Below are 24,191 nucleotides of genomic sequence, written 5' to 3' on the forward strand. Positions count from 1 at the left end.
GACGATTGATGGGTGTAGCCGATCAGATCGTAGCTTCTAGATTTAGTTCCATCGATTTAAGCAACAAAGCCTATTCGCTTGGCGCACACGCTGAATCTATTAATAAAGAAACGCCACGTGTCGAGGCGAGAAACGATACGTTTAAAACTTCCCATTCAGATCAATACCAAACCTGGAAAGCTACCTCCGAAAGTGCGCATTTGGAAGATGCGCTCGCAGAAGATCCTAATATGGTCATTATGTGGGCGGGTTATGGCTTTGCTAAAGATTATAAGAAAGCGCGTGGACATTTTTACGCATTAGATGATGTGCGTAACACGCTACGTACGGGTGCTCCTCAAGATGAAAACTCCGGCCCAATGCCAATGGCATGCTGGAGTTGTAAGAGCCCCGATGTTGCACGGGTCATCGAAGAGCGTGGAGAGGATGGCTATTTCAGCGGTAAATGGGCAAGGCTAGGTGACGAAATCAGCAACCCAATAGGTTGTGCTGACTGTCATGACACCGCCAGTGAAGGTTTCGCAAAAGGTGAGCCTGCGCTCAAGCTGTCTCGTCCCTATGCTGAACGTGCGATGAACGCTATTAATAAGCCTTTCGAAGAGCAAAGTCGTTTTACCCAACAAGCTCAGGTGTGCGGCCAATGCCATGTTGAATATTATTTTGGCGGGGAAACTAAAGCCGTTACTTTCCCTTGGGCACAAGGGACGAATGTCGACCAGATGGAGTCCTATTTTGACAATTTGGGCTTCAAAGATTGGACGCATAAACTCTCCAAAACGCCAATGTTGAAAGCGCAGCACCCTGAATTCGAAACCTGGCGTGATGGCATACACGGCAAGAACGACGTAGGTTGTATTGATTGCCACATGCCTAAAGTGCAAAACGAAAAAGGCGTTGTATACACTGACCATAAAATCGGCAACCCGTTTGATCAGTTTGAGTACACCTGTGCACAATGCCACACCCAAGATAAAGCCACTCTGCAAGAAATCGTTTCAACCCGTAAAATGCAAGTGCTAAACATGAAGTTGACGGCGGAGAAGCATATTGTGGCGGCGCATTTTGAAGCGGCAGCTGCATGGGAAGCGGGTGCAACGGAAAGCGAAATGGCACCGATCCTTCAAGATATTCGACACGCCCAATGGCGTTGGGATTATGCAATCGCTTCTCATGGTGTTCATATGCATGCCCCTGAGATAGCACTGCAAGTATTGGGCACTGCCGTTGACAGAGCCGCAGATGCACGTACGAAACTGGTGCGCTTACTCGCAACGAAAGGCATTACCGATCCTATCGTCATTCCAGATATCTCCACGAAAGAAGCGGCGCAAGCAGCATTGGGTATGGATATGGAAACGATGAATGCAGAGAAAGAAGCATTTCTGAAAACAGTTATTCCTGCGTGGGAAGAAAAAGCCGAAGTGAGAGAGGCATCTTACTAGGCTGATAAGAGTGTTCTAAAGAGTATTAATTACAACGAGGGCCCAAGATTGGGCCCTTTTTATTGGATTAATCCAACGTTAACGTCTTCTTACAGCATCGATTTTGCTTGATTGATTGAGCGGATAATATTCACTCTATTCGCGGTAGGGTTATTGGTGTCCAAAATTCTTACCCAAGCATCAATGGCGTCTTGATAACGTGCGGAGAGATAGTGGTCAGATGCTATCACAGTGAGTGCTGGTACATGGTTACTATCAATGGCTAAGGCTTTATTTATCCAAGCTGATGCGGTCTTGTCGAGTTTTTGGTTCATGTTGTAATACCGTGCACTCGCCAAAGCTGCATAGATATCGGCATTCGGTGAATCAGATAGTCGTTCTGCATATTGGTAAACCAAGGTTGCGTTATCAAATTCGCCCTGCGCCATATATTCGTTACCGAGTTGGAACCATAATTGGCCATTTTGTTTATCATCACGAAGTGCGGTTTGAAGCCTTTGCAATTCCGGCTCAGAATTTACGGTGCTGTTTGTTTTTAATTGGTTTTTATCTATCAGGGCAAGCGCTGGATCACCTAATGAGAAATAAACGGTCGTCGATATAAATCCAATTAAGGCAAACACAGTGAGGGGTAAACAGGCTTTTGACATGTTGGCTTTTCGTTTATAGACATTGAGTGTCATTGAGGCGTTCGCTCTGTGTTTTGGATGTAAGAATCGTCACCCGATAAGCGTTAGTGTTCAATAGCTATCGCAAAGAAATGTTAAAACAGTGAGGTGTTATTGATTAATCGTAATTTAGGTGGAAATCTACCATCACGGTATGCTCATTAGTACGCACCTTACGAGAACGCGCTGACCTTGCTACTCTCTTCTGAGAATTCGGTTAGAGCAGCAGAAAACCTGCTAGAAACCCACATTTCTCGGTATACTCTGCCGACATTCTTTATTCTTATTTTCATGGTTTCTTCTATGCCCTTAACACCCGCCAATACAGTAGTCGTGCTCGATTTCGAAACCACGGGGCTTTCTCCCAATCAGGGTGACCGTGCGATTGAAATTGGTGCCGTTAAGCTGGTGAACGGAGACGTGGTAGACACCTTTCAGCAATTGATGAATCCTGGCTTTCGTGTCAGTAGCTTTATCGAAAGCTATACCGGTATTACCAACAATATGCTTCGCACTGCACCGAGTTGTGAAGAGGTTATGTCTCAGTTCGCTGAATTTATGGGAAGTGCCCATTTAGTCGCGCACAATGCGTCTTTTGATAAGCGATTTCTTGATGCGGAATTGGAAAGGCTGAATATTCGGTATTCGGGTCAGTTTGCTTGTTCGATGCTGATTGCCCGACGCTTAATTCAAGATTCTCCTACGCATAAGTTGGGTGATTTGGTACGTTATAAGCAAATCGACAATGACGGGGTTTTCCACCGCGCGTTAGCAGATGCCGAGATGACGGCGAAGCTGTGGCTGTTGATGCTGGATGAGTTAGCGCAAAAGAACATTGCGAATCCAAGTTTTGGTTTGATGCAAACCATCAGCAAAACAAGCAAAGGTGCGGTACCAAGCTTGCTGTTAAAAACACGTCGTTAATACCAAAGAAAACCGCTTTTCAAAAAAAAGCCACATAATGTGGCTTTCTCTTAACGCAATGTATTCCCGCTTACTTTATTGAGCCGAGCAACATTTCAACCGGACGAACTAACGCCACAATGATTTCGTCATGCGGCTGGGCAGCAATGGAAATCTGTTTAGCAAATTCAGAGTAGTCCTTTTGGGACACCGTTTTACCTTCAAGTTTTAACGTCGCCAGTTTCTTGCCTAGTTCAGCCATTTGTTTGGCAGCATCGGCCGCAGCCACTGAATCCTTCATTGAATGGTTGGCTTTCATCATTGATACGACGGCATCATGATTTTGCACAATGGTGTTGAAGTCTTCTAGCAATGTACGTGTGTCTTCATCTTGCGTAGATTGCGCCAATTTTTCCATCGCACGAATTCGGTATGACTCAACCGGCAGTGTATCCACATAACGGTTCAGACGTTCAAATTGGTGGTACACACCATTGTTGAACTTAATCCAATTTCGCGCGTAGTACTGAGCAGGTTCAAGGTAGGTAGCGAGAACGTTAAGCGGCGTAACGTCCGTGGTGCCAGCCAGTCTTACTCGCATAGTGTAAGGGCTCGTTTCGTGTTCCAGGCCGACAGAAACCGTTGCCCAAGACGAGACGGATTGCATGCGTTCGAACATGGAATTTTCATCAGTCAGTTCTTTGGGTGACCAGAATCGCTCTGCAATCGCATAAGCGCGAGGGTAGAGGCGAACGGCCAGTGTTTCATCAGATACATTTTCGGCCCACAGTGTCATTTCGCCGCCAAGAATTTTGTTTTCTAACTCTTTTGGCAATGCGAATGGACGTGTGTGTTCGGGGATTTCTGAGTTTTTGATATCAGAGCCTGCAGTTTTCTCGCCGGAGGTTGGCCAGCGAACGTTACCGACGACTTGGTAAGAGGTGTCCGCTTGAATTTCACCGTCGTCCATATCGAGAACGAAATTGGTGTAGGACATAAAGTTATCGAAGTGTCCCACGAAACGTTTACCCGCTTCATACTCTGTAATGAACACTTCTGCGCGAGGTTTGCCAGCGTAATCAGTGAATGCGCGAGCCTTGCCGTCTTTACCTGTGATGATAGTGAGTGTGCCCGTGCGATCTGAGCCCTTACCACGTGGTTTACTCCACGTATAAGTCTCAAACGTTTCGCCCGAATGGAGAGCGTCATCGACCGTTAATCCTGTTGGGATTGGGTCATTGCGGTAGTGATAATCCGTTGGCTGAGGTTGGTCAATATAGTACCCCGTTGACAAGATACCCTGATAGCCTTCGTTAGCGGCGTGCTCTAGTGACTCATGCCCACGCCAAGACTGGATAGTGATAGTCTTAGGAAGTTCTGGATGAAGAATTTCATCCCAACCGCTCATCTCTTTACCGTGTTTGGTCAGGATTTTCTGTACCTTCGCATTAAAGTGGGCCTGCAATGCGCGCTCATCCTTAATGTTGTGCTCTTTCATATACGCTTGAACGCGATCGTTTTCTTCCCACTCACCGTACATTGGTTCATCACCACCAATGTGCAGAGATTTGTCTGGGAAGATTTCTGCCATCTCGGCAACTATGGCGTCAACAAACTCAAACACTTCTGGGTTGGTTGGGTCAAGCAGCGGCGGGAATACACCCCATTCAATGGTTCCGTTGTAAGTGTCAGGATCGCCTGAACCTAAGTTCGGATACGCTTTTACAATTTGGCTAGCATGAGACGGTAAGTTGATTTCTGGTACAACACGAATCCCTCGATCACGGGCATAGTTAACCACTTCTTTGAGTTCTTCTTGTGTATAAAACTGACCGCCTAAAGATGTCTCTTGCAACAATGGATAAGCCTTAGACTCGATACGCCAACCTTGGTCATCGGTTAAGTGCCAGTGTAGTACGTTGAGTTTTGCAGAGGCCATGCCATCGATTTGGCGTTTAATGGTTTCCAATTCAACAAAATGGCGTGAAGAGTCGATCAGCAATCCACGATGTTTGAATCGTGGTTCGTCATCAATTTTCACATTAGGGATATATGTTAGTGCGTCATTAAAAGTAATGAGCTGAAGGAATGTTTCGGCTCCATCGATCACGCCGTCGGTATAATCAGCCGCTAAGGTAATCTGTCCATTTTTGCTGGTAAGTGTGTATGACTCGTCTGTATCAATCGTTTGTACGTTAGATGCGGATGCCTGTTTAACATTGATAATCAGTGTCGCATCAGATTGATGGGAGGCAATGGGTTTTTTCAGCAGAAGACCGGTTTGTTTTTGCACGCGATCTATGATGCGCTGACTGAGCTTTTCAACGCGCTCAGAATGGTGTCCTGAAATGAAAATTGAAAAGTCCTGATCGATTTCTGTTTTACCCTGAAGCAAGGTTACTTCTTTCGGATAAGGCATCAGTTGGAGATCAGTGTTAGGCGCATCAGCCAAAACAGCAGGAGCGAAAAGAATCGAAGAAACAATAAGGCTGAGTACAGACTTTTTCATAATTATCCTTTTTATTTTTAGGGTGTTTAATTTATTTCAACCTATAAATTAAAAGGGTGCTCAACAATACGATTTATCGCGGAATGTGATAATTAACCGAAAATATAAGGTACAGCGTTCTGCAAGTATTGCAGGGGTCACGTTTTTAGTTTATCCCTTTAATTTCGGGATGTTGAGGTTAGACGCACACCATCTTCAACGTTGTGATCTTCAGTCAAAAAAGGATAAATGGTGGGGGATTAATTCTTAACGGAAATTAATCGGTTGCGTTTAATGACAATAAACGCAGGGCCTCAGTCTTCGACATTTGAATTTGTAGGGTAGGGGAATTTTACATGGCCTACGCGGATGATAAACACGCTGATTGCCATAATGAGACCCGCGATAGAGATGGTGATAATTCGCCAATCAAGATCCAGAATTAAATAACGTGCTAACGCAACGATGCCAATGTAAAGCGGCATTCTCACAGGAACTTTACCCGACTCGAAGAAAATAGACACCATGGCCAACACTTCGAGGTAGATGAACATGAGCAGAAGGTCACCGACCGTGACAGTGCCGTTCACAATCACCATGTAGATCTCTTCGCCGATGGCGTAAGTCGTGGCAATCACGATGAGCGAAAGAACGAGATGCTCAAGCGAGTGGATGATTTTAATGGTCGCACTTTGTTTCAACATAAAGCTCAGTCCCTGTGGCTTCTGAGCAGTGTAGTGATGAAATGCCAAAGACTGCCGTTTCAAAGGTGAGAGTAAACGAATGCTTTACGGGAGGTTTTGTCGCGGGTCTGCCATCAAAGTAGAAAGGCTGCAAAATTAAAAAGCCATCGTACGGTGGCTAATACATTGTCAAAATCGACGCACTAATTGTTGTTGGTGAGCAGGTAATTCAGCGCACCGCGAATTGCCGCAACTTGTGCATCATTACACTCTTGGTCAGTCACTTTCGGGCTGTCAGGATACACCTCGGTTGTCGTGCCGTATTGGCATTGGGTGAAGCCGCTACACAAGCCAAGTTTTTTCGTTGGATAGTTGATGACACCTTCTGCTCAATCGGGGCTCCGATAATGTTGCCTTTGCTGTCTGGTGGAGCAATGTGCGTCACTTTACGCACTTCATCGATGATTGCAGTTTGAAACGCAGTGTTTGGCATATCGCTATCGCCGACCAGATAGAAACCGTCTGGAATCTCATCTTCTTCGTATTCTTTTCCGTCACGAGCCGCGAGTGCGGGACGAAACTCTGATTCGTCAGTATCTGTCGTTTCGTGAAGATCAATATGGCAGAAAATATTGATGCCTAAGCCATTTACGAATGCCATGACATTGGCAGATTCTTCCGCGGGGCTGTTTTCTACGAATGAACGGTTTGGGTCTACAGCATGAGGGTTCCAGCGGTTGATGGTTTCATAACCCCATGGGCTGACACACGGGGCAACGACGAAGTTGAAGTGTTCCGTGAAATGCTGTGCTTCAGTATCAAGAAATTGCAGTGCACCGTGTACACCACTGGTTTCATAACCGTGTACGCCGCCTGTGATAAGAATGGTTGGTTTTGACGCATCAAAGTGGCGGCTGCGAATACCAAACTGAGGGTAGCGTTCGCTGTCGAAAGATAAAGCACCATATTGGGTGATATCAAATCGATCGCTCAGTGCGTCGATTTTGGTGATCACATCATCGTTATAACTGCGCTTTATGCTGGTTGTTGACAGCCATTGCGCTTTTTCTTCGTCCCCCCATGGTTGGCCAAACGTGCCAATTGGGAATGTGTTTGATGTGCTCATTCTCGTTTCCTTAATGGTTATTTACTCAAAGAGAGTACCACCGTGTACCTTGACTGCAATGACTAATCGGCCTTGGTTCGGTTGATTGGCGAGGCTTTATTCAGCTTCTGCAACAAGATAGTTTTCCAATCGATCTGATAGCCATGCTGTCAGTGCCCCCCCTCGTGCGTCCATCGCAGTGATTTCACCATAAGGTTGCCATTGCATTGCATTGGAGTGTTTGAGTACTTGCAAGGTCCCACTTCGGAGGTATTTTCGCAGTAGTGCTGATGGCACATTGGCCCAACCCGAACCATCTAGAACGGCATCACGAAGGTGTTCATAAAATGGAAGCGCAATGTAGTGCGGAGATATTGGGTCTAGCGCTTTTAGACCTTCGTCATCGACATAGGCTAAGGTGACCTCAGTGTATCGTTCTAAATCAGCACGCTGAACCCTTTTAACCGCCGCAAGGGGATGGTCTTTATGCACCACAGACATCATTCGTACTTGGCCGAGCTTCTTTCGATTAATGCGTCCGAATGCGCGGGTTTCTGGTAAGAGGCCAAAAGCGACATCAATCATATTTTCATCCGCCATTTCATAGAGTTCTGGCGGTGGCGCAACATACAGAGAGACGCTGGATTCAGGAAATAAGCGGTGAACCTCACGCATAGTGGCACGCCAAAACGATTCGGGAAGGGCGTCATCACGGCCGATCCTTAATGCGGATTCAATGCCGCTTTCAAATTGTCGGCATTTCGCTTCTATGTCATGAACGGCTTGCAATAATCGCTCGCAATCATCGTGGATCATTTTACCCACGTCCGTTAATAAAACGCTGTTACCCGAGCGCGAAAGCAGTTCGACACCCAGGTTATCTTCCAACGCACTGATTGCAGCACTCACGGTAGTACGGCTTTTTTCGAGCTCGCGAGCTGCCCCCGCAATGGAGCCAGTTTCAACGGCGGTGAGGAACATTTCGATCTGACTGCTTTTCATGTGCTGCCTGCATTTTCATCACATTCTGATGCAAACAATTTTAACTCTAAATATATTGGCGTAAAGAGGTGGCAACGAAAAAGTTGTCGCTCAGTGGCTCGTGTTATCCCTGGATGAGGGATATTGTGTGTTCAAGCACCTAAGCATAAAGGTGTGAGCCAATAACTTTGTCACTTGTGGGGATTTATGTCTTGTGAATATGCGAAAGAACGTAACTTACTGAAATTTTCTACCTTTGCTTGTTTTTGCTTTGCGGCACTGGGTATTGGTCTCGGTATTTGGGCGGGGTCTATGGTTATCGTCTTCGACGGAGCTTACTCGCTGGTCGGTTTAGCACTCTCTTTAATGGCTCTTGCAGCGTCAACATATATTCGCAAGCCGTCAGCAAAAAATGGAAAACAAAGTAAGCCAATTTCTAAGCAGAAAGCAGCCGTTATTGAATCTCTCGTTGTACTAGTTAAAGGTTTGACTGTCGCTGTTGTGTGTTTGATTTCATTTGCTTCCGCACTCGATGCATTGTTTTCTGGTGGTCGAGAAGTGAACGCGGGTTTTGCCTTGGTGTTCGGTATTGTTAACGTAGCAGGTTGTTTGGCAACGTATAAGGTTGTGAGCAATCACTCTGGTAAACGTCCGTCAGATATCCTTAAAGCAGAATCTAGCCAATGGCTGATGGATACGGTTATTAGCGCCGCGGTATTGGTAGGCTTCTTGGCAGCAACGGTACTGATAATGACTGGCTATGGTGAATATGCTGTGTATGCAGACCCAATGATGGTGATTCTGGCTTCAGTTTACTTTGCTACAGTGCCCGTGAAACTAATCGGTGAGTCATCGAAAAAATTGTTGAGCTTGCATCAGCAAGAAACAAATGAAAATCGTCAAAGCCTTCCAGCTTGACTCACAAAGAAAAAGCATTAACAAGACGGTAGCCTAGGCTGCCGTTTTTTCGTTGTATCTCTAAATTTCAAACGGCAATATCTAAATGTCGAATAGCAATAACAGTCAGGTCACGAGCGGGTTGTTACTGTAGGCTTTGCAAAGAAAGTGAACACGTTGAATGGAATAAGGCGATGATGCACTCACGATTGGAAGCCGCACGAGAGTTTATAGAACTTAATTTAGACGCCAAACTGGATGTCGAGGGACTTAGCCGCGTCGCGTGCTTATCAAAATTTCATTTTCATCGGCAATTCACCAGCCGATATGGAGTCAGTGTCGCGAATTACGTACGTTTACTTCGACTTAAGAAAGCCTCCTATCTACTTGTGTATTATCCCGATACATCGATCACTGAGATTGCTTTGGATTGCTGCTATGAAAATAGCGAGTCCTTCTCGCGTGCTTTTCGTCGCGTGTTTGAACGTTCACCCAGTGAATTTAGAGTATCGCCTGACTGGGAAAAATGGAGGATTCATTTTGAGGCTATTTATCGTTCGCGGAATGATCCGTCGATGAACACCAATCAATTTGATGTATCCATTGTCGATGTTGAAGCCATAGACATTGCGGTGCTTGAACATCAGGGGCCGCCCATGCAAATTGGCTAGAGTGTGGCGAAATTCAGAGAATGGCGGAAATCCCAACATATCCGGTATAACGAAACACGTATCTATAACATTTGCTACGATAACCCCGATGACATAGACGATGAGTCACGCTTTCGTATGGGTATTGGTTGTACCTATAACGGGAATATCGACTTCTCATGTGGATATATTAAGAAAAAAACGATGCCGAGCGGGCGATGCGCCAAAGCACGATTTGTGGGCAGCAGTGATTCAATCGGTATTGCCGTGAGATATCTCTATGAGCAGTGGCTTCCTCAATCGGGTGAGACCCTACGCGATTCTCCGTTAACGCTAGAAAGGGTAAGTTTCTTTCCATTTGTTCCAGAGCCTGAAGCAATAGCTGACATCTATTTACCGATTGAATAGTCGAGATGATGCAAGGAAGCCTTGGTATGCGCTTATGAAAAATATGAAATGGCTGTTGAGGCAGGCGTATGAGTTGGGCATCTATTACGTTATTGCGGTTTGTATCCTGCTGTTGTTTAGTGAGTCGATGAATATTGCATTACGATTTTGGTCTGAAGGGCGTATGTCATTTTGGGGAAACGGGTTGTGGCAACTGCACTTTTTCACTGCAATGCCTATCGCCTTGTACGTCTATATTGATGGTGTCATTGGGACACCAACAAGAGATTGAAAGGTCAACGTGATCTCACGGCGGTGAGTGAAAAACAGCACAGCCAACCTCTTTTTACACCTGATTTTCCGAAAGTAAATGCACCTCAATGGTCAGGTGTTTTTTTACTCTCCAATCGCTCGGCAATCACTTCAATCCAATGCTTCACTGGTGTTTCGGAATCAGCGTCTAAGTGCAATTGGCAGCCTATGTTAGCGGTCACGATGAGATCCGGCGTGTCTTGCGTTAGTGCTTTCAATTTACGCTGTTTTAGTCGATTGCTGAGATCGGGCTGTAGTAACGAATAGCTCCCCGCTGAACCACAACAAAGATGATCTTCTGCGGTATTCACCGTGGTTAATCCGAGCCGGTTAAATACCGATACGTATACGCTATTCAGTTTCAGTCCATGTTGAAGTGTACAAGGGCAGTGGATGGCGATGCGTTGATCGTCGTCTTGCAACGACAGTGATTCAATGTCTTCGTTAGCGACGATTTCACTGAGGTCCTTTGCTAAAGACACGACTTTTCTGGCTTTAAAGTTATAGTCTTTATCACCCAAAAATAAGTGAGGATATTCTTTAATACTGACGCCACAGCCCGAGGCCGAAATGACAATGGCTTCTGCGCCATTTTCGATAGCGGGCCACCATGCATCGATATTGTCCTTTGCCTGTTTGATCGCGCGGTCACGCTCTGAGAGATGCAAATTTAATGCCCCGCAGCAGCCTTCTTTTTTAAGTCTGACGAGGTTGATACCAAAATGGCGTAACACGAATTTAGCAGCATTCAGTGTTTCAGGTGTCAATGCCGATTGTACACAGCCTTGAAAGCCAATCATGGTGCGCGTGGTGGTGTGATCAGAAACCGCTTTGGTGCGCTTTTTCCCCGGAAGTTTGGCTTGATAAAACGTGGGAAGGAGCGGTTTGATTTTTAGCAAAGTGTGATAGCCGACAGTCACCAATGTGCGATGAGGTAAAAGCCGAGTCAGCAGAAATCGAGTGAACCTTTCTTTTATAGGACGGGGTATGCGTTTTTCGAGATGTTCTCTGCCAATATCAAGAAGTTTGCTGTATTCAACGCCTGACGGACAGGTTGTTTCACAGCTTCGGCAAGTCAGACACTGGTCGAGGTGTCGTTGCGTTTTCTCTGATACTTCATTGCCTTCAAGCATACTTTTAATCAGGTAAATACGCCCTCTGGGGCCGTCTCTCTCGTCATTGAGCTCTTGATAGGTCGGGCAAGTGGCATTGCAGAATCCACAATGCACGCATTTTCGAAGGATCTCTTCAGCTTTTTGCCCTGCTTGAATTTGGAGTATGTCGTCGTGAATTGATGTTTTCATCCGTGACTCCCCAACCAAGAATAAAGACGCCCTGCGTTAAAAATATGTTCGGGGTCAAACGCGAGTTTTAGCGATTTATGAACGTTTTTAGATGCCTCAGGCAGTGGATGAAAGCATTCTGCGTGTTCGGCATTTTCCCTAAAGCGCATTGCGTGTCCGCCATATTGTTCGGCTAACGCCGAGATCTCAGAGAATGGAGAATGTGCGTGAACCCAACGCACAGCGCCCGCCCAGTCTATGAATGTGTCTTTAACGTCTTGAAGGTGAGGTGAGGCGGGAGCGATGGATAGACGATATAGGTCGTCACGTTGTTTAAAAAAAGGGTGGCGGAAATTTCGGATTGCCCGCCAGAAAAGATCTGCATTTTCGAGAAGGTCACCGCCGAGCGTTGTTTTCGCTAATTTAACGGAAGGGGATGATCCTGAAAGGCGGATATAAAGCACACCATCAAACCATGCGCCGCCACTGATGGGTGCGCCACTTGACGATAGTTTGCGCAATTCCTTTAATGCATCCTGCGCCGAAACTGTTTTAGTAAGGGTGATAGTGTCAGCAGGGATGGGTTTAACCCGCAAACTGATTTCGGTGAGTATTCCAAATGAACCCAAAGCACCTGCTTGAAGTCTAGAAACATCATAGCCGGCGACATTTTTCATTACTTGGCCACCAAAGCGTAAGTGTTCAGCGTAGCCATTGATAAGTTTGATACCTAATATTGCATCACGAAGCGACCCAGAAAATGGCTTGGATGCACCGCTGAGCCCTGTGGCGACAGCGCCGCCTAATGTTGCGGCCCCGTTAAATGCTGGAGGCTCACCGACCAGCATCTGATTTTGTTGGGCGAGTAAGGCCTGAATGTCAGAGATTTTGGTGCCTGACCGCGCTGTAATGACCAATTCCGACGGAAGATAAGAGACGACGCCGCTGTGTGGCGACACAGAAATAGATTCTCCTTGCGGGGCGCGTCCATAGAAAGCTTTGGAGTTTCCTCCAATGATATTGAGCGGTGACTTATCCGATATTGCATCGTGAACCTGCTCGATGAGCGCTTTAGTGATATCACTCATGATGACTTCCTTTCGACATCATCAAGGTTCTGTGTTCCTGACAATGTTTCGGTTGAGGAATACCTTTTCCAGGATTGAGGATTTCTTTCGGATCCATCGCGCGTTTAATTCGATGAAATTGTTCGAGTTCCGCGTCACTAAATTGGTGATGCATTTCGTTGATTTTCTCTATGCCGACACTGTGTTCGCCTGTAATGCAGCCACCTGCTTCTACGCAGGCTTTGAGGATATCAGCACCAAAGGTTTCCGTTTTTTCAAGCTCTCCGGGAACATTGGCATCGAATAAAATCAAGGGGTGAAGGTTGCCGTCTCCCGCATGAAAGACATTGGCTACCCGTAACCCATAATAGCGGGAAAGCTGGTGGATCTTCGTCAGCACGTTCGCCAGCTCGCGACGAGGAATCGTGCCATCCATGCAGTAATAGTCTGGCGATATTCGCCCAACGGCGGGGAAGGCAGATTTACGGCCTTTCCATATCAGCGCACGTTCTGCTTCATTGGTCGAAACGCGAAGGTATGTTGCGCCGCCTTGTTGGAAAATTTGAGTTACAGCTTCAATTTGCTGCTTAACTTCCTCTTCATCCCCATCCAGTTCGCATAAAAGCAGCGCCTCTGCATCGGTAGGGTAACCCGCATTGGCAAAGTCTTCTGCTGCTTTGATGGCATAGCCATCCATCATTTCCAGCCCCGCAGGGATGATCCCCTGACTAATAACATCGTTGACAGCATTGGCCGCTTTCTCGATGCAATCAAAACCGACAAGCACGACTTTGGCAATGTTAGGGGTGGGGAGAAGTTTGACTTTCATTTCAGTCACAATACCTAGCATGCCCTCAGAACCGGTTAAAAGGGCTATAAGGTCAAACCCAGCAATGTCTGCACTGGCTGCGCCAATATTTATACGTTTCCCCTCAGCAGTAACGATGACCAGCGAGACGATATTGTGAACCGTAAGGCCATATTTAAGACAGTGGACACCCCCCGCATTCTCGGCGACGTTTCCCCCGATTGAACAGGCGATTTGTGATGAAGGATCCGGGGCGTAATAGAGTCCATGAGGCGAGGCCGCTTCGGAAATAGCAAGGTTTCGCACACCGGGTTGAACATGGGCGACGCCATTGTCAGTGTCGATAGATAAAATACGATTAAAACGGGCGAGTGAAAGTAATATGCCACCTTTTAGCGGAAGTGCTCCCGCTGATAATCCCGTTCCCGGTCCACGGGCAACGACGGAGATATTCATTTGAAAACAGAGAGATATAACCGCCATCACCTCATTAGTATTCGCGGGTAATACTACGTAGTCAGGCAGCGCGGTATACACAGACAGGCCATCACACTCATAAGGGCGCATGGTTTCTTTATCTGCGATAACAAATTCTGCACCCACGACATCGATAAGTGATTGATACAACATTGTTTCCATACTGGCTCCTATCAATCCTTTTTGTAATGATCAAACCCTAGCTGAGAATGTTGTGCTTTGTGGCGTATTCCTTACGCCATTCTGAAAAGTGTGGATGATCTCTGATTCACACCGCAACAAGTAGGGCGGGCAATTCACTATTGCCAAACTGTGTTAATCCGAGGGCGCCGGGTTGAAAAGCAGTTTATTGTGGTGATACTGTATATAAAAACAGTTGGTGTGATGCGTCCATGTTAACAACCCTATCCATTGAAAATTACCGCTCAATCATGAGCCTCACTATCCCATTAGGGCCTTTGAACCTTATCACGGGGCCGAATGGCAGTGGAAAATCGAACCTCTATAAAGCGCTTCGCCTTTTGGCGAAAACCGCATCGGGTGGCGTCATCAATTCGTTGGCTGAAGAAGGCGGTCTTCACTCCACATATTGGGCGGGGCCGGAAGAAATATCAGGTGCGATGCGTCGTGGAGAGGTTGATGTACAGGGAAGCACACGCAAAAACGTTATACGCCTGAAAATGGGTTTTTCCAGTGAGACTTTTGGCTATGCGATATCGTTGGGCTTACCCACGCCGTCTAACTCGGCTTTCTGTTTTTACCCTGAAATTAAGCAGGAAACCATATTCAATGGCCCCTACTATCGACCTGCGAGCTGTTTGGTCGAACGAAAAGGGAGCCTTGTAAAAATCAGGGATGGCCGTCAGTGGGAGGTGGCTTCCCAACATATTCCAAGTTATGACAGCTTGTTTGACGCCCATGCTGATCCCAGCTCGGCTGCAGAAGTTTTTCATGTGCGCGAGATGATCAGGAGCTGGCGATTTTACGATCACTTCAGAACGGATGCTGATGCACCTGCGAGGAAACCTCAACTCGGTACGAGGACACCGATTCTCCATCACGATGGTCGAGATCTGGCGGCCGCACTTCAGACCATTATTGAAATTGGCGACAAGGAAGCCTTGGATCGTGCCATTGAGGATGCTTTTCCTGGCTGCCACCTGACGGTTATCTCTAGCGAAGATGGACGCTTTTCGATTCAATTTTTTCAAAAGGGCTTGTTGCGTCCGCTCTCGGGGGCCGAGCTCTCTGATGGGACATTGCGGTTTGTACTTTGGGTGGCAGCATTACTCACGCCACGTCCGCCTTCGTTAATGGTGCTCAATGAGCCCGAAACCAGCTTGCATCCTGACTTGCTGCCTGCGTTGGCGCGTTTAATAGGGCACGCCTCCCAGCACTCTCAAGTTTGGGTCATTTCCCATGCGAATAGATTGATCAACGCATTGAATGCACATCCTGATTGTAATGCCATAGCGTTGGAGAAGGTACTCGGACAGACCGAAGTTCAAGGGCAAGGAATGTTGGATACGCCAAATTGGCATTGGCCAGACTAAATGTTGGTGTTTGGTGGATTTAATGTAGACAGCGTACTGATTACCCTCTCAATAGAGTGAAAGTAAAATGGAGTGATTTCAACAGCGTGTGCAGAAGATCAAAAAAAATGTCTAAAATAGTATGCAATTCTGTATGTAAGTTCGAAATTTCGTGTCTATAATTATCTCGCTTAGTTGCATTAGGATGAATATGCGCTTGTTCAACAAACAAGGTCAGTAATAGGCCGAACGAGCGAAACCAAAATAAGGATAATGAGAATGCGGATTCCGTTTTACCTCAAATTGCTTTTTCCAATCTTGCTGCTCATGGGCTTAATGGCGAGTCCTGTATTGACCGCGTTTTAGTTGGTTTATCTTCGCTGGATTGCCAGCTTGGGTAGAAGAAAAACCGCCACCACATCGGGGGCGGTTTTTTTATGTCTTGTGTTTATAGCGCACTGTTTTCTAGGGCGCAGGGCTTATCGTATGGCCGTAATATACCGCCTAGTTTGAACGCTGCAGGAACGAAATAGAACGAGAGTATGGTTGTTAGTAATGTCCCGCCAGCAATTGCGATTGCAAAAGGAGGCCAAAACCCACCGCTAGCGAGGATCAGAGGCAGAAACCCACCTATTGTCGTGATGGTTGTTGAGGTGATGTGGCGGCCACAACTGCTGACAGCGGCGACGATAGCCTCCGTATTTCCTGCCTTAGCCTCAGGGCTTGATTTTAGTTCAGCGAGAATGACGATGGATGCATTGATAGCCAGACCAACCAAACCGAGTAAGCCGATGATCACGGTAAACCCAAACGGGTAGCCAAATAGCCAGACTGATAAGAGCCCAAATCCTGCTGCTTGCGCACCTGCAAGGAAAATAATGGCGCTCAGCCTGAATGAATTGAACGAGATGACGACGACGGCAACAAGTAAAATAATGACAATTGTTAGGTTTGCCATAAGCTGGTTCACAGAGTCGTCCCGCTCAGCAGACTCTCCACCAAATTCAAGTCGATAGCCTGCAGGCAATTGTAGCTTCGCGTTTTCGAGGATCTCGGTAAAGGCGTTGAGTGCTGTCTGAGGTAATACACCAGCCCGTATGTAGCCCTCGATGACATTGAGTCGCTCTCCGTTTCTGTGTGGGATGGCGCCACGACTTGGTTCTACCGTCAAATCGGCCAATGCTGAAAGAGGCAGATCATATAGCGCACTGCTTCCAGATGCAGGAAAACGTAATTGGCTAAGTTGAGTCATCGTTGTTCTTGATTCATCCGCGACCCGTACCCGAACGGGAATAGACTCTGTCCCTTCAATCACACTACCTTGAACCAACCCCGTCATGGATGCATTCAGTAGACGCGCAATATCAGAAAGGTTCATGCCTGTCAGTTGGCTCGCTTCTTCGTCGACATTCACGGAGATTTTTGGGGTGCCGGGTTGTAACGTTTCTCGCGTATTAGTCACATCAGGCGTTTGTGCCATCAAGCGCCTTACACGTTCACTGACATCCCTTAACGTGTCTAAATTCGGGCCATAGATACGCACTTCGATGGGGGCGTTGAATGGCGGGCCTTGCTCTAGCTTACGTACAATTATTTGTGCGTGGGGGAATGTCTGTGACAGTGTCACCTGAAGGTCTGGAATCATTCGATTCGCTGCACGAAAATCTTTCACGGTAATCATCGCTTGCGCGAAATTAGGGGCGCCGTGCTGTCTTGCTTTAAGGTTGTAGTAAAAAGAGGGAAAATTAGTGCCGACTACCCAACCTACTTTCTCGATGTTTTCCTCCTGAGCCAATACCTTGTCTATTTCACGTGTTGTTTCTAGTGTGGCGGACATGCTTGCTTGAGGAGCCAGGAAAATCTGAACTTCAAACATGTCTCTGTCTGACGGCGGAAAGAACTGTTCAGTTAATTGACCCGCAGCCCAAAAGCCAGCGAATGGCACAGTGAAAACCAGAGGAATTGCAAGCCAAGGGAAGCGTACGGCAAGCAGAACTGAACGCTTGAATAGACGAGTGACTGCGGGAATGTTTATACCCGCGTGATACCAGCGTGTGCTTGTTTCTCCCGAAGGTAACCATCTTGCCGCAAAGCCCGCGACCAGCAATTGCGAAACGATGTAAGAACCGACCAAAGAAAAACTCACAGTTATGGCGATGGCCCCGACAAACTCCCCCGCGGGGCCAGGCATGAGAAATATCGGTGCGAATGCCAAAATGGTGGTCAGTGTTGAACCCAATAAGGGAAGCCAAAGGTGGCGTATTGCACGCATCGCTGCGTCTAAACGCTTCACGTTTTGTTGGCGGTAATGCTGAATGGTATCAACCATCACAATGGCGTTGTCGACCATGATCCCCAAAGAAACGATAAGCCCGGTGACGGACATTTGGTTTATAGGTAAACCCGTAAAGCTCATCATGGCCAGTGTAAATGCAGATGCGATGGGTAGCGATAAGGCCACCAAAATAGCAGAGCGAAAACCGAGGGTAATGAAAAGGACAATCAAGACGAGCGCGAAACCCAATAGCAAACTATCGACCAAATCGGAGAGTCGGGTTTCTGTATAGCGACTCTGTTTGAATATCGGTTTGAGGACGATGTTATCGGGCAGCTCACTGCGGAAAACATCCAGCATCTGATCAGCGGAGGATGTCCACTGGTCGACGCGAATATTGCTTTGCATTCTTGCCGAAATTAAAACGGCGGGTTCGCCATCAATGATGGCAATTTGTTCCGACGGCGACGCTTTCGTTCGCTCTATGGTTGCAATATCTTCTAGCCGCACCACAAAGCCATTTTGGTCGATGACAACAGGCACTTGTTTGACTCGTGTAATCGAATCCAATGCACCGGCGACTTCCAGTTGAAAATGATTGTGATTGTTATGAAGTTCACCAGCCGCAGCCTTTGCATCTGCGCCAGCAATAGCGTGAGATAAAGAGAGGGCGGTTTGCCCTAAAACGCTGGCATCGGCAATATCTAGTGTGACAAGGATTTCTTCTGAGGGAACACCGTGAGTATCAACGAACTCCGTGCCAGAGAGATTTCTCTACCGCTTCGCAAGTTCCTTCGCATAGCGTCCGAGGATTAATTCATCGACCTTGCCATCACCTTGCCATTGAAGCGCAGTGATATAAGTAAATGCATTGGAATGATCGTTATCGAAATTGGGTTCTAATGCATCGTCGGGTAATGATGGGACTGCGTCGCTAAGTTTGTCTCGAATTTTTGACCAGACGGGTTCGGTTTCAGTGAGGCTATCATTAAGTTCAACAGTAATGATGGAAATGCCCGGTTTAGACTCGGACTCGATAAGGTTGATTTCATCCAGTGATCTCAGTGCATTCTCTATTGGCTCTGTAACGAGTGCTTCTACACGTTCAGCGCTCGCGCCAAGGTACACCGTGGTGATACTTGCCCATCGGTTTATCAATGCAGGGTCTTCGGCTCTCGGTAGTGTAGACAGCGCTGAAAAACCGGAAACGAGAATTAGGATTGTAAACAGAACCAGCAATCGCGTATTTTTGAGAAGCTTTTCCATGTCGACTTACTCCTCAGCGATGGTGACCTGCTGTCCAGACACGATGCGATGAACGCCATCAGTCACAATTTTATCCCCCTGCGCTATAGGGCCAGAGACAAACGCGTTTTCCTCTTCTGCATGGATAACCTGCACTGATCTCCGAAATATTTGAACATTACCGCTCTCATCTTCACGGGCTTCATAGAGATTCCAAGTTCCTCGCAAACCATCAGTGAGGCTGGTAAGCGGAACCCAAAAGCCTTCGGACTGAAATTCAATTTCATCTTGGAGGTAAGCCAGTTGTCCGCTGATGATCGACACGGTATCGGGTATTGAATACCTGAGTTGGACAGTGCGAGAGCGAGCATCAATCGTGGCCCCTGGGTTAATCCGTTGAGATGAAAACACCTGTTCGCCAATGCGAATTGTTGACATGGTTTTCTCGGATATTGAAGCAAGGTATTTCAGTGGGACGCCGATTAGTGCTTCATTTTGATGTTGAGATAACAGGGTGAAGGTGGGAGAGCCCATATTGACGACATCCCCTTGTGACACAAAACGTTCACTAATCGTTCCATCATAGGGGGCGTAAATGGTCGATTTCTCTTTGCGTAACGTGTTGGAGGCAATGGATGCATTAAGCTCCCTGACTTGTGCGAGAAGGGCGTCACGCTGACTGGTGAGTGAATCAATTTCAGCGTCCGCACTAAAGCCTTTTTTCTTTAATTGGCGTTGACGGTGGAGGTTACTTTTCATTAACGCAAGTTGGGCGTCAAGTTGCTCTCGCTGAGCGGATAATTGGCGTAATTCGGTATCAAGAAGTTGTGTGTCTAATTGTGCGAGGGGGGCGTTTTTTTTAATTGAATCACCGACATCGACGAAAAGTGTATTAATTTTCCCACTGAGTTCAAATCCTAAATTGGCGCGTTGACTCGCCTGTATCGTGCCAACAAACTCTTTTGGAATGCGATAACTTGATAACAGATTCACCGTTGTCACAGACACTGTTGGTAATGTCACAGACTCTTTGAGTAACGTTTCTCGCATTGCTTCGTCTTTGGGTTCTGATTGCGTATTGCATGCTGTCAGCACCGTGAGTGAAGTGACGAACACTAGGTGGATAATCCGTTTGCGCATTGCGAAATTCTCGTCGTCCGTTTATCTTTTTGACTAGACTGTCCAGTCCATATTGATTAAAAGTAAATCACCTAGACTAGACTGTCCAGTTTGATTAGTTTATTTTTTGCGCGTATTTTCGTTTGTTTTTTGCGCGGCTTTCATTAGGGATCTAAATGGCTACGAACCTTCTACAACGAAAGGAACAAAAAAGGCAGCAGATATTGGAAGCAGCGTCAGCCCTGTTTACAAAGCAGGGTTACGGCATATCAATGGAAGCTATCGCTGACTATGCAAACGTTTCCAAGCAAACGGTTTATGCTCACTTCAGCAATAAAGATCAATTGTTTGAAACCTGTATCATTGAGAAATGTAAGAATGCAGGTATAGATTGGGATCTGGAAAAAAACAGCCGGCCTGCGGATGTTGTTTTGAAGGAGTATGGTTGGCAATTTCATAACCTGATTCTGGGCGAAGAAGCCGTCAATATGTTTCAGAACATTGTCCGTCAATCCGACTCGCACCCAGAAATAGCGGCGATTTACCTTGAGCAAGGGCCGACACGCAACGTTCACTTGCTCAGTGGCTATCTTAATTTACTGGTGGAGCGTGGCGATCTGCCGTTGTGTCACGACACTCGACAATCTGCTATGCAGCTTCTTCTTATGTTACATGGCCGCTCAGTGTATTGGGCCTTTTTCGGGTTTGATGCAAACGAAGATGAAAACACACGACGTACTTATACGGACAGCTGCGTTGACCTCTTTTTAAGAGGCCATGGATTCAAGTATTAGCTTACTAATAAATTGCGGCGTGCTATTCCGTCACCATCAGGCTTTTGTATTCGTCAAATGCAAACTGATCTGTCATACCGCTGATGTAGTCTTGTAGTAGACGACAGCGGAGATAGAACTCCCATAAGTCTGGATCTTCGACTTGCGATGATTGTTTCAACTCGAGTCGATAAGCAGCGACGTGTTTTTGTGATAACTTATTGAAAAGACGCCGTTCAACGGGGTAGTACCTCCCTTCGCCGTTAACGATATTGGCGAAATCGTCTTTGGCCAGTTCAAGTAATGGACGGTATTCGTCTAACAAACCACCAATGATCTTATAGCCTTGTAATTCCAGTGTTTCGACTTCGGCATCGTTGAAGACATGCTCGATAGCCACTTGTTTAAAGGTTTTGGCTATTGCGTGGTATTGGCTGCTGTCTTCGAGCAGAGCTCGATTAAATTCACCACAAAATACCGCGTCCAAATTGTCAGTAAATTGCTTAGCGGCATGACTGACCAGAGGGTGAACCATCGCCACGCGCAGTTTAATAAAGAAGCGATGTGGCTTACTGATTTCGTCGGTTTGTGATTGTTGATAGACCTCATTCAGTGATTGTTCGAATGTTTTCGTTCGATAAATCGGGCGGTTTTTGGGCTCAATCACGCGGAAGGTTTCTGTGAGTAATTCTGTCAGTTTCTCCAGCGACAGAATGCGCTTTTCGACGGCATCTTCAATGTCTGCTAGACAGTATGAAATGTCATCGGCCGCTTCCATGATGTAGCTGAGCGGATGGCGACAATATTTTTCCATCCCCATTTCATTCATCAACTCGGAAATATAGGATTTTTCCGTGAGGTAGTAGCCGACCTTTTTGGTCAAATAGCTTTTATTAGACGGGGTGTCTTCTTTGGACTCTGTACCCGGACGCGTGTATTTCAACACGGATGCAGCTTGGCTATAGGTGAGATTGAAACGGTGCAAAGAGTGAATTAAGCGAATAGCTTGCGCGTTGCCATCAAAGTGGCAAAGCTCTTGTCTAACGGCTGCAGTTTCCGCATTTACACCGTATTTTGTCAGCGTTTGCATTGGGCTCAGTGTATCGAGGTGAGAAGCGAACCAACGGTTAATCGCGTCTTCTCCACAATGCCCAAAAGGCGGGTTGCCCATATCGTGCATCAAACACGCGATTTCAACGAGTGACTCTACCGAACGTTCAAGCCCATCAAGGCCACAATATGAAGGTGATCGTGCCAGTTTTTCATAAATTGAATGCACGATAAATCGACCGACTTGCTGAACTTCCATGGAATGTGTGAGGCGGCTTCGAACAGCGGAATTTCGTTCAAGAGGGAATACCTGCGTTTTTTGCTGAAGCCGTCGAATGGGTGCAGAGTTGATAATCCGCCCTCGGTCACTTTCAAATGCTCTTTGAATGTTGTCGCGCGAGGTGTGCTTACTGTAAGGACGCGCAGCACTTATTTTGGTACCGAAGTCGATTTTGGACATTGAGTTTACTCGATGACAAATAACACGATTTCATTACCTTATAACTGTTAACACCGATTGTATACTTTCTATGCTCGCGGGTTTTGAGGATAAAGACATAGAGGTTGAGCTTGGCTAACTCAACAGCAATACTGACAACGCGATACCTGATGCGGCACCGACACTAAATACGGCCATACCCAATAAACTGCGCTGTGCTCGCTTTGATACATACATAAAGAACGTCCATTTACTAAGAACCTAATCCTACTAGTAGCAACTTATGTACCAAAATCACACGCCTTATAAATCAATTCGTTAGTGGGGAGTATGTCAGCGTGTTGACTTGGTGTGGTAAACTTTACCGATAAGTTTGGCGATATTTACGATCTATGGGAAGGGGCAGTGATGTCATTTTTAGATGGGATTCACCACGTTGCGATCATTGTGAGTGATTATCACGTGTCGAAGCAGTTTTATACCAAGATATTGCAACTTCCGGTCACAAACGAGACCTATCGAAGCGAGCGTGACTCTTGGAAGCTTGATCTTCAATTGCCGGACGGGAGTCAGCTTGAGATCTTTTCATTTCCGAATAGCCCGAAAAGGGCCTCTTATCCAGAGGCCAGAGGGCTAAGGCATCTGGCTTTTAGTGTTACTGACATTGAAGGTGCCATTGCGGCGTTAGGCAGTCATGGTGTTCCAACAGAGCCTGTGCGCATTGATACGCTTACAAACCGAAAATTCACATTCTTTAATGACCCTGATGGATTGCCGTTAGAGCTATATGAGGCGTGATCAGCGATAGATATTCCCTTTCACCGCGAGGTTTTTGGGGATGTCTTTAACCTGACTTCCTCGCAGGTATACATCTCCTGATACCCGCAAATCCGGCGGTAGCGTATTGATTTTAGTGTTGGACAGGTAAAGGTTTCCTTTTACGTTCAACCTACGGGGCAGGTTAGCCATAGGCGTGTCCACCAAGCTCAGATCGCCATTAACGGTTAACCCTGCGGGTAATGCCGAAAGCGTAGAGCCAGTAAAATTCATATAACCGCCAACCTCGATCTTGGGAATACGCTTCAGCTTACTGTGGGATGCATCCAGGTATCCCTTAACGATGAGGGTCTCAGGAAGGCGAATGATATTGCTCGCCGCGATGTCTAAAAATCCGTCTATGACTAAATCGTCTGGCAAGCTCTCAAAATGTGTGTTTTTTAAGCGCAAGTTTCCGTAAGTATCGATATAGCCATGTAGTTTGATGGAATCGACAAAGTGCGGCTTAGATTTGTTAAAGGCCTCAACAGTTGTAGGCATGTACAGGTTAAAGAAAAGCAAAAATAGCATGTATTTAGAAAGCATTAGGCTAATTCCTCTCGTGTCGCAATATTTTCTCTCGATAACGAAAGTATGAGTCTCTAATATAGCGAAGAACGGTAATTATATAGCGTAATTGAGTCATTGATAATTTTAAAAGAAAGAAGAAGTGAAAATGGTAAGTATAAGAGATGTAGCCTCAAAAACCCTTTAAACTTAACTTTTGGTCATTTCTCGTTCATTATTTAACAATCTGTAAACTCGCGCTTTTTGACTCAAGATCTCAATTT

Annotated in this window: 19 protein-coding genes and 2 pseudogenes; 9 read left to right on the forward strand and 12 right to left on the reverse strand. The window is 46.4% G+C overall.

The window, feature by feature from the left end; genetic code table 11:
- The first annotated feature begins 8 nt into the window (after nucleotides 1-8).
- A complete protein-coding gene (gene nrfA, locus B5D35_RS15900) occupies nucleotides 9-1,442 on the forward strand; it encodes an ammonia-forming nitrite reductase cytochrome c552 subunit (protein WP_078753549.1) in 1,434 nt (477 codons plus the stop codon).
- An 89-nt stretch (nucleotides 1,443-1,531) separates the two neighbouring features.
- Here nrfA and B5D35_RS15905 read toward each other — a convergent pair whose 3' ends face one another.
- On the reverse strand, nucleotides 1,532-2,125 hold the full coding sequence (locus B5D35_RS15905) for a hypothetical protein (RefSeq protein WP_078753527.1): 594 nt from the start codon (nucleotides 2,123-2,125) through the stop codon (nucleotides 1,532-1,534).
- A gap of 288 nt (nucleotides 2,126-2,413) precedes the next feature.
- Between B5D35_RS15905 and B5D35_RS15910 the strand changes: the two genes are divergently transcribed.
- Entirely contained in the window at nucleotides 2,414-3,034 is a 621-nt protein-coding gene (locus B5D35_RS15910; protein ID WP_170915202.1) for a 3'-5' exonuclease, read from the forward strand.
- Between the two features lie 70 nt (nucleotides 3,035-3,104).
- Here the strand turns inward: B5D35_RS15910 and B5D35_RS15915 are convergent, their stop codons facing one another.
- The 4 genes and pseudogenes from B5D35_RS15915 to B5D35_RS15930 form a co-directional block, all read right to left on the reverse strand.
- Complete coding sequence (locus B5D35_RS15915; protein WP_078753529.1) at nucleotides 3,105-5,522, reverse strand: family 20 glycosylhydrolase; 2,418 nt, start codon at nucleotides 5,520-5,522, stop codon at nucleotides 3,105-3,107.
- 293 nt (nucleotides 5,523-5,815) lie between these two features.
- Complete coding sequence (locus B5D35_RS15920) at nucleotides 5,816-6,205, reverse strand: phosphate-starvation-inducible protein PsiE (protein WP_078753530.1); 390 nt, start codon at nucleotides 6,203-6,205, stop codon at nucleotides 5,816-5,818.
- A 182-nt stretch (nucleotides 6,206-6,387) separates the two neighbouring features.
- Nucleotides 6,388-7,310, reverse strand: a pseudogene (locus B5D35_RS15925) (M14 family metallopeptidase).
- Nucleotides 7,311-7,406: 96 nt separating this feature from the next.
- Nucleotides 7,407-8,291, reverse strand: a complete 885-nt coding sequence (locus B5D35_RS15930; RefSeq protein ID WP_078753531.1) for a LysR family transcriptional regulator — start codon at nucleotides 8,289-8,291, stop codon at nucleotides 7,407-7,409.
- Nucleotides 8,292-8,477: 186 nt separating this feature from the next.
- Between B5D35_RS15930 and B5D35_RS15935 the strand changes: the two genes are divergently transcribed.
- From B5D35_RS15935 to B5D35_RS15950, 4 genes are all read left to right on the forward strand, one after another.
- On the forward strand, nucleotides 8,478-9,188 hold the full coding sequence (locus B5D35_RS15935) for a cation efflux transmembrane domain-containing protein (RefSeq protein WP_078753532.1): 711 nt from the start codon (nucleotides 8,478-8,480) through the stop codon (nucleotides 9,186-9,188).
- A 173-nt stretch (nucleotides 9,189-9,361) separates the two neighbouring features.
- On the forward strand, nucleotides 9,362-9,838 hold the full coding sequence (locus B5D35_RS15940) for a helix-turn-helix domain-containing protein (RefSeq protein ID WP_078753533.1): 477 nt from the start codon (nucleotides 9,362-9,364) through the stop codon (nucleotides 9,836-9,838).
- A 3-nt stretch (nucleotides 9,839-9,841) separates the two neighbouring features.
- Nucleotides 9,842-10,225, forward strand: a complete 384-nt coding sequence (locus tag B5D35_RS15945) for an AraC family transcriptional regulator (protein WP_078753534.1) — start codon at nucleotides 9,842-9,844, stop codon at nucleotides 10,223-10,225.
- Between the two features lie 34 nt (nucleotides 10,226-10,259).
- The gene (locus B5D35_RS15950) at nucleotides 10,260-10,496 is read left to right on the forward strand and encodes a hypothetical protein (RefSeq protein ID WP_078753535.1); all 237 of its coding nucleotides are present in this window, start codon (nucleotides 10,260-10,262) and stop codon (nucleotides 10,494-10,496) included.
- An 85-nt stretch (nucleotides 10,497-10,581) separates the two neighbouring features.
- Here the strand turns inward: B5D35_RS15950 and glcF are convergent, their stop codons facing one another.
- From glcF to B5D35_RS15965, 3 genes are read right to left on the reverse strand one after another with little or no spacing between them, the layout of a single operon-like run.
- A complete protein-coding gene (gene glcF, locus B5D35_RS15955) occupies nucleotides 10,582-11,820 on the reverse strand; it encodes a glycolate oxidase subunit GlcF (protein ID WP_078753536.1) in 1,239 nt (412 codons plus the stop codon).
- Nucleotides 11,817-12,887 carry a glycolate oxidase subunit GlcE gene (gene glcE, locus B5D35_RS15960; protein ID WP_078753537.1) on the reverse strand — a complete coding sequence of 357 codons (1,071 nt, stop codon included), beginning with the start codon at nucleotides 12,885-12,887 and terminating at the stop codon, nucleotides 11,817-11,819. Before glcE ends, glcF begins: the two co-directional genes overlap by 4 nt.
- Nucleotides 12,880-14,313, reverse strand: a complete 1,434-nt coding sequence (locus tag B5D35_RS15965; RefSeq protein ID WP_078753538.1) for an FAD-linked oxidase C-terminal domain-containing protein — start codon at nucleotides 14,311-14,313, stop codon at nucleotides 12,880-12,882. Before B5D35_RS15965 ends, glcE begins: the two co-directional genes overlap by 8 nt.
- Before the next feature lie 230 nt (nucleotides 14,314-14,543).
- On the opposite strand from B5D35_RS15965, the gene B5D35_RS15970 reads away from it, so the two are divergent.
- Complete coding sequence (locus tag B5D35_RS15970) at nucleotides 14,544-15,704, forward strand: AAA family ATPase (RefSeq protein WP_078753539.1); 1,161 nt, start codon at nucleotides 14,544-14,546, stop codon at nucleotides 15,702-15,704.
- Between the two features lie 427 nt (nucleotides 15,705-16,131).
- Here B5D35_RS15970 and B5D35_RS15975 read toward each other — a convergent pair.
- Together B5D35_RS15975 and B5D35_RS15980 are read right to left on the reverse strand one after the other, a co-directional pair.
- Nucleotides 16,132-19,224: pseudogene (locus tag B5D35_RS15975) on the reverse strand (efflux RND transporter permease subunit).
- Between the two features lie 6 nt (nucleotides 19,225-19,230).
- The gene (locus B5D35_RS15980; protein WP_078753540.1) at nucleotides 19,231-20,343 is read right to left on the reverse strand and encodes an efflux RND transporter periplasmic adaptor subunit; all 1,113 of its coding nucleotides are present in this window, start codon (nucleotides 20,341-20,343) and stop codon (nucleotides 19,231-19,233) included.
- Nucleotides 20,344-20,498: 155 nt separating this feature from the next.
- Between B5D35_RS15980 and B5D35_RS15985 the strand changes: the two genes are divergently transcribed.
- Complete coding sequence (locus tag B5D35_RS15985) at nucleotides 20,499-21,116, forward strand: TetR/AcrR family transcriptional regulator (RefSeq protein ID WP_078753541.1); 618 nt, start codon at nucleotides 20,499-20,501, stop codon at nucleotides 21,114-21,116.
- A gap of 22 nt (nucleotides 21,117-21,138) precedes the next feature.
- Here B5D35_RS15985 and dgt read toward each other — a convergent pair whose 3' ends face one another.
- The gene (gene dgt / locus B5D35_RS15990; protein ID WP_078753542.1) at nucleotides 21,139-22,605 is read right to left on the reverse strand and encodes a dGTPase; all 1,467 of its coding nucleotides are present in this window, start codon (nucleotides 22,603-22,605) and stop codon (nucleotides 21,139-21,141) included.
- Between the two features lie 387 nt (nucleotides 22,606-22,992).
- Here dgt and gloA2 point away from each other — a divergent pair, with 387 nt between their 5' ends.
- Nucleotides 22,993-23,382 carry an SMU1112c/YaeR family gloxylase I-like metalloprotein gene (gene gloA2, locus B5D35_RS15995; protein ID WP_078753550.1) on the forward strand — a complete coding sequence of 130 codons (390 nt, stop codon included), beginning with the start codon at nucleotides 22,993-22,995 and terminating at the stop codon, nucleotides 23,380-23,382.
- On the opposite strand, the gene B5D35_RS16000 is transcribed toward gloA2, so the two are convergent.
- Nucleotides 23,383-23,946: a hypothetical protein gene (locus B5D35_RS16000; RefSeq protein ID WP_244556630.1), complete on the reverse strand. Its 564-nt coding sequence runs from the start codon at nucleotides 23,944-23,946 to the stop codon at nucleotides 23,383-23,385.
- Nucleotides 23,947-24,191 lie beyond the last annotated feature (245 nt).

Source organism: Enterovibrio nigricans DSM 22720 (assembly GCF_900167155.1).
Taxonomy (GTDB): domain Bacteria; phylum Pseudomonadota; class Gammaproteobacteria; order Enterobacterales; family Vibrionaceae; genus Enterovibrio; species Enterovibrio nigricans.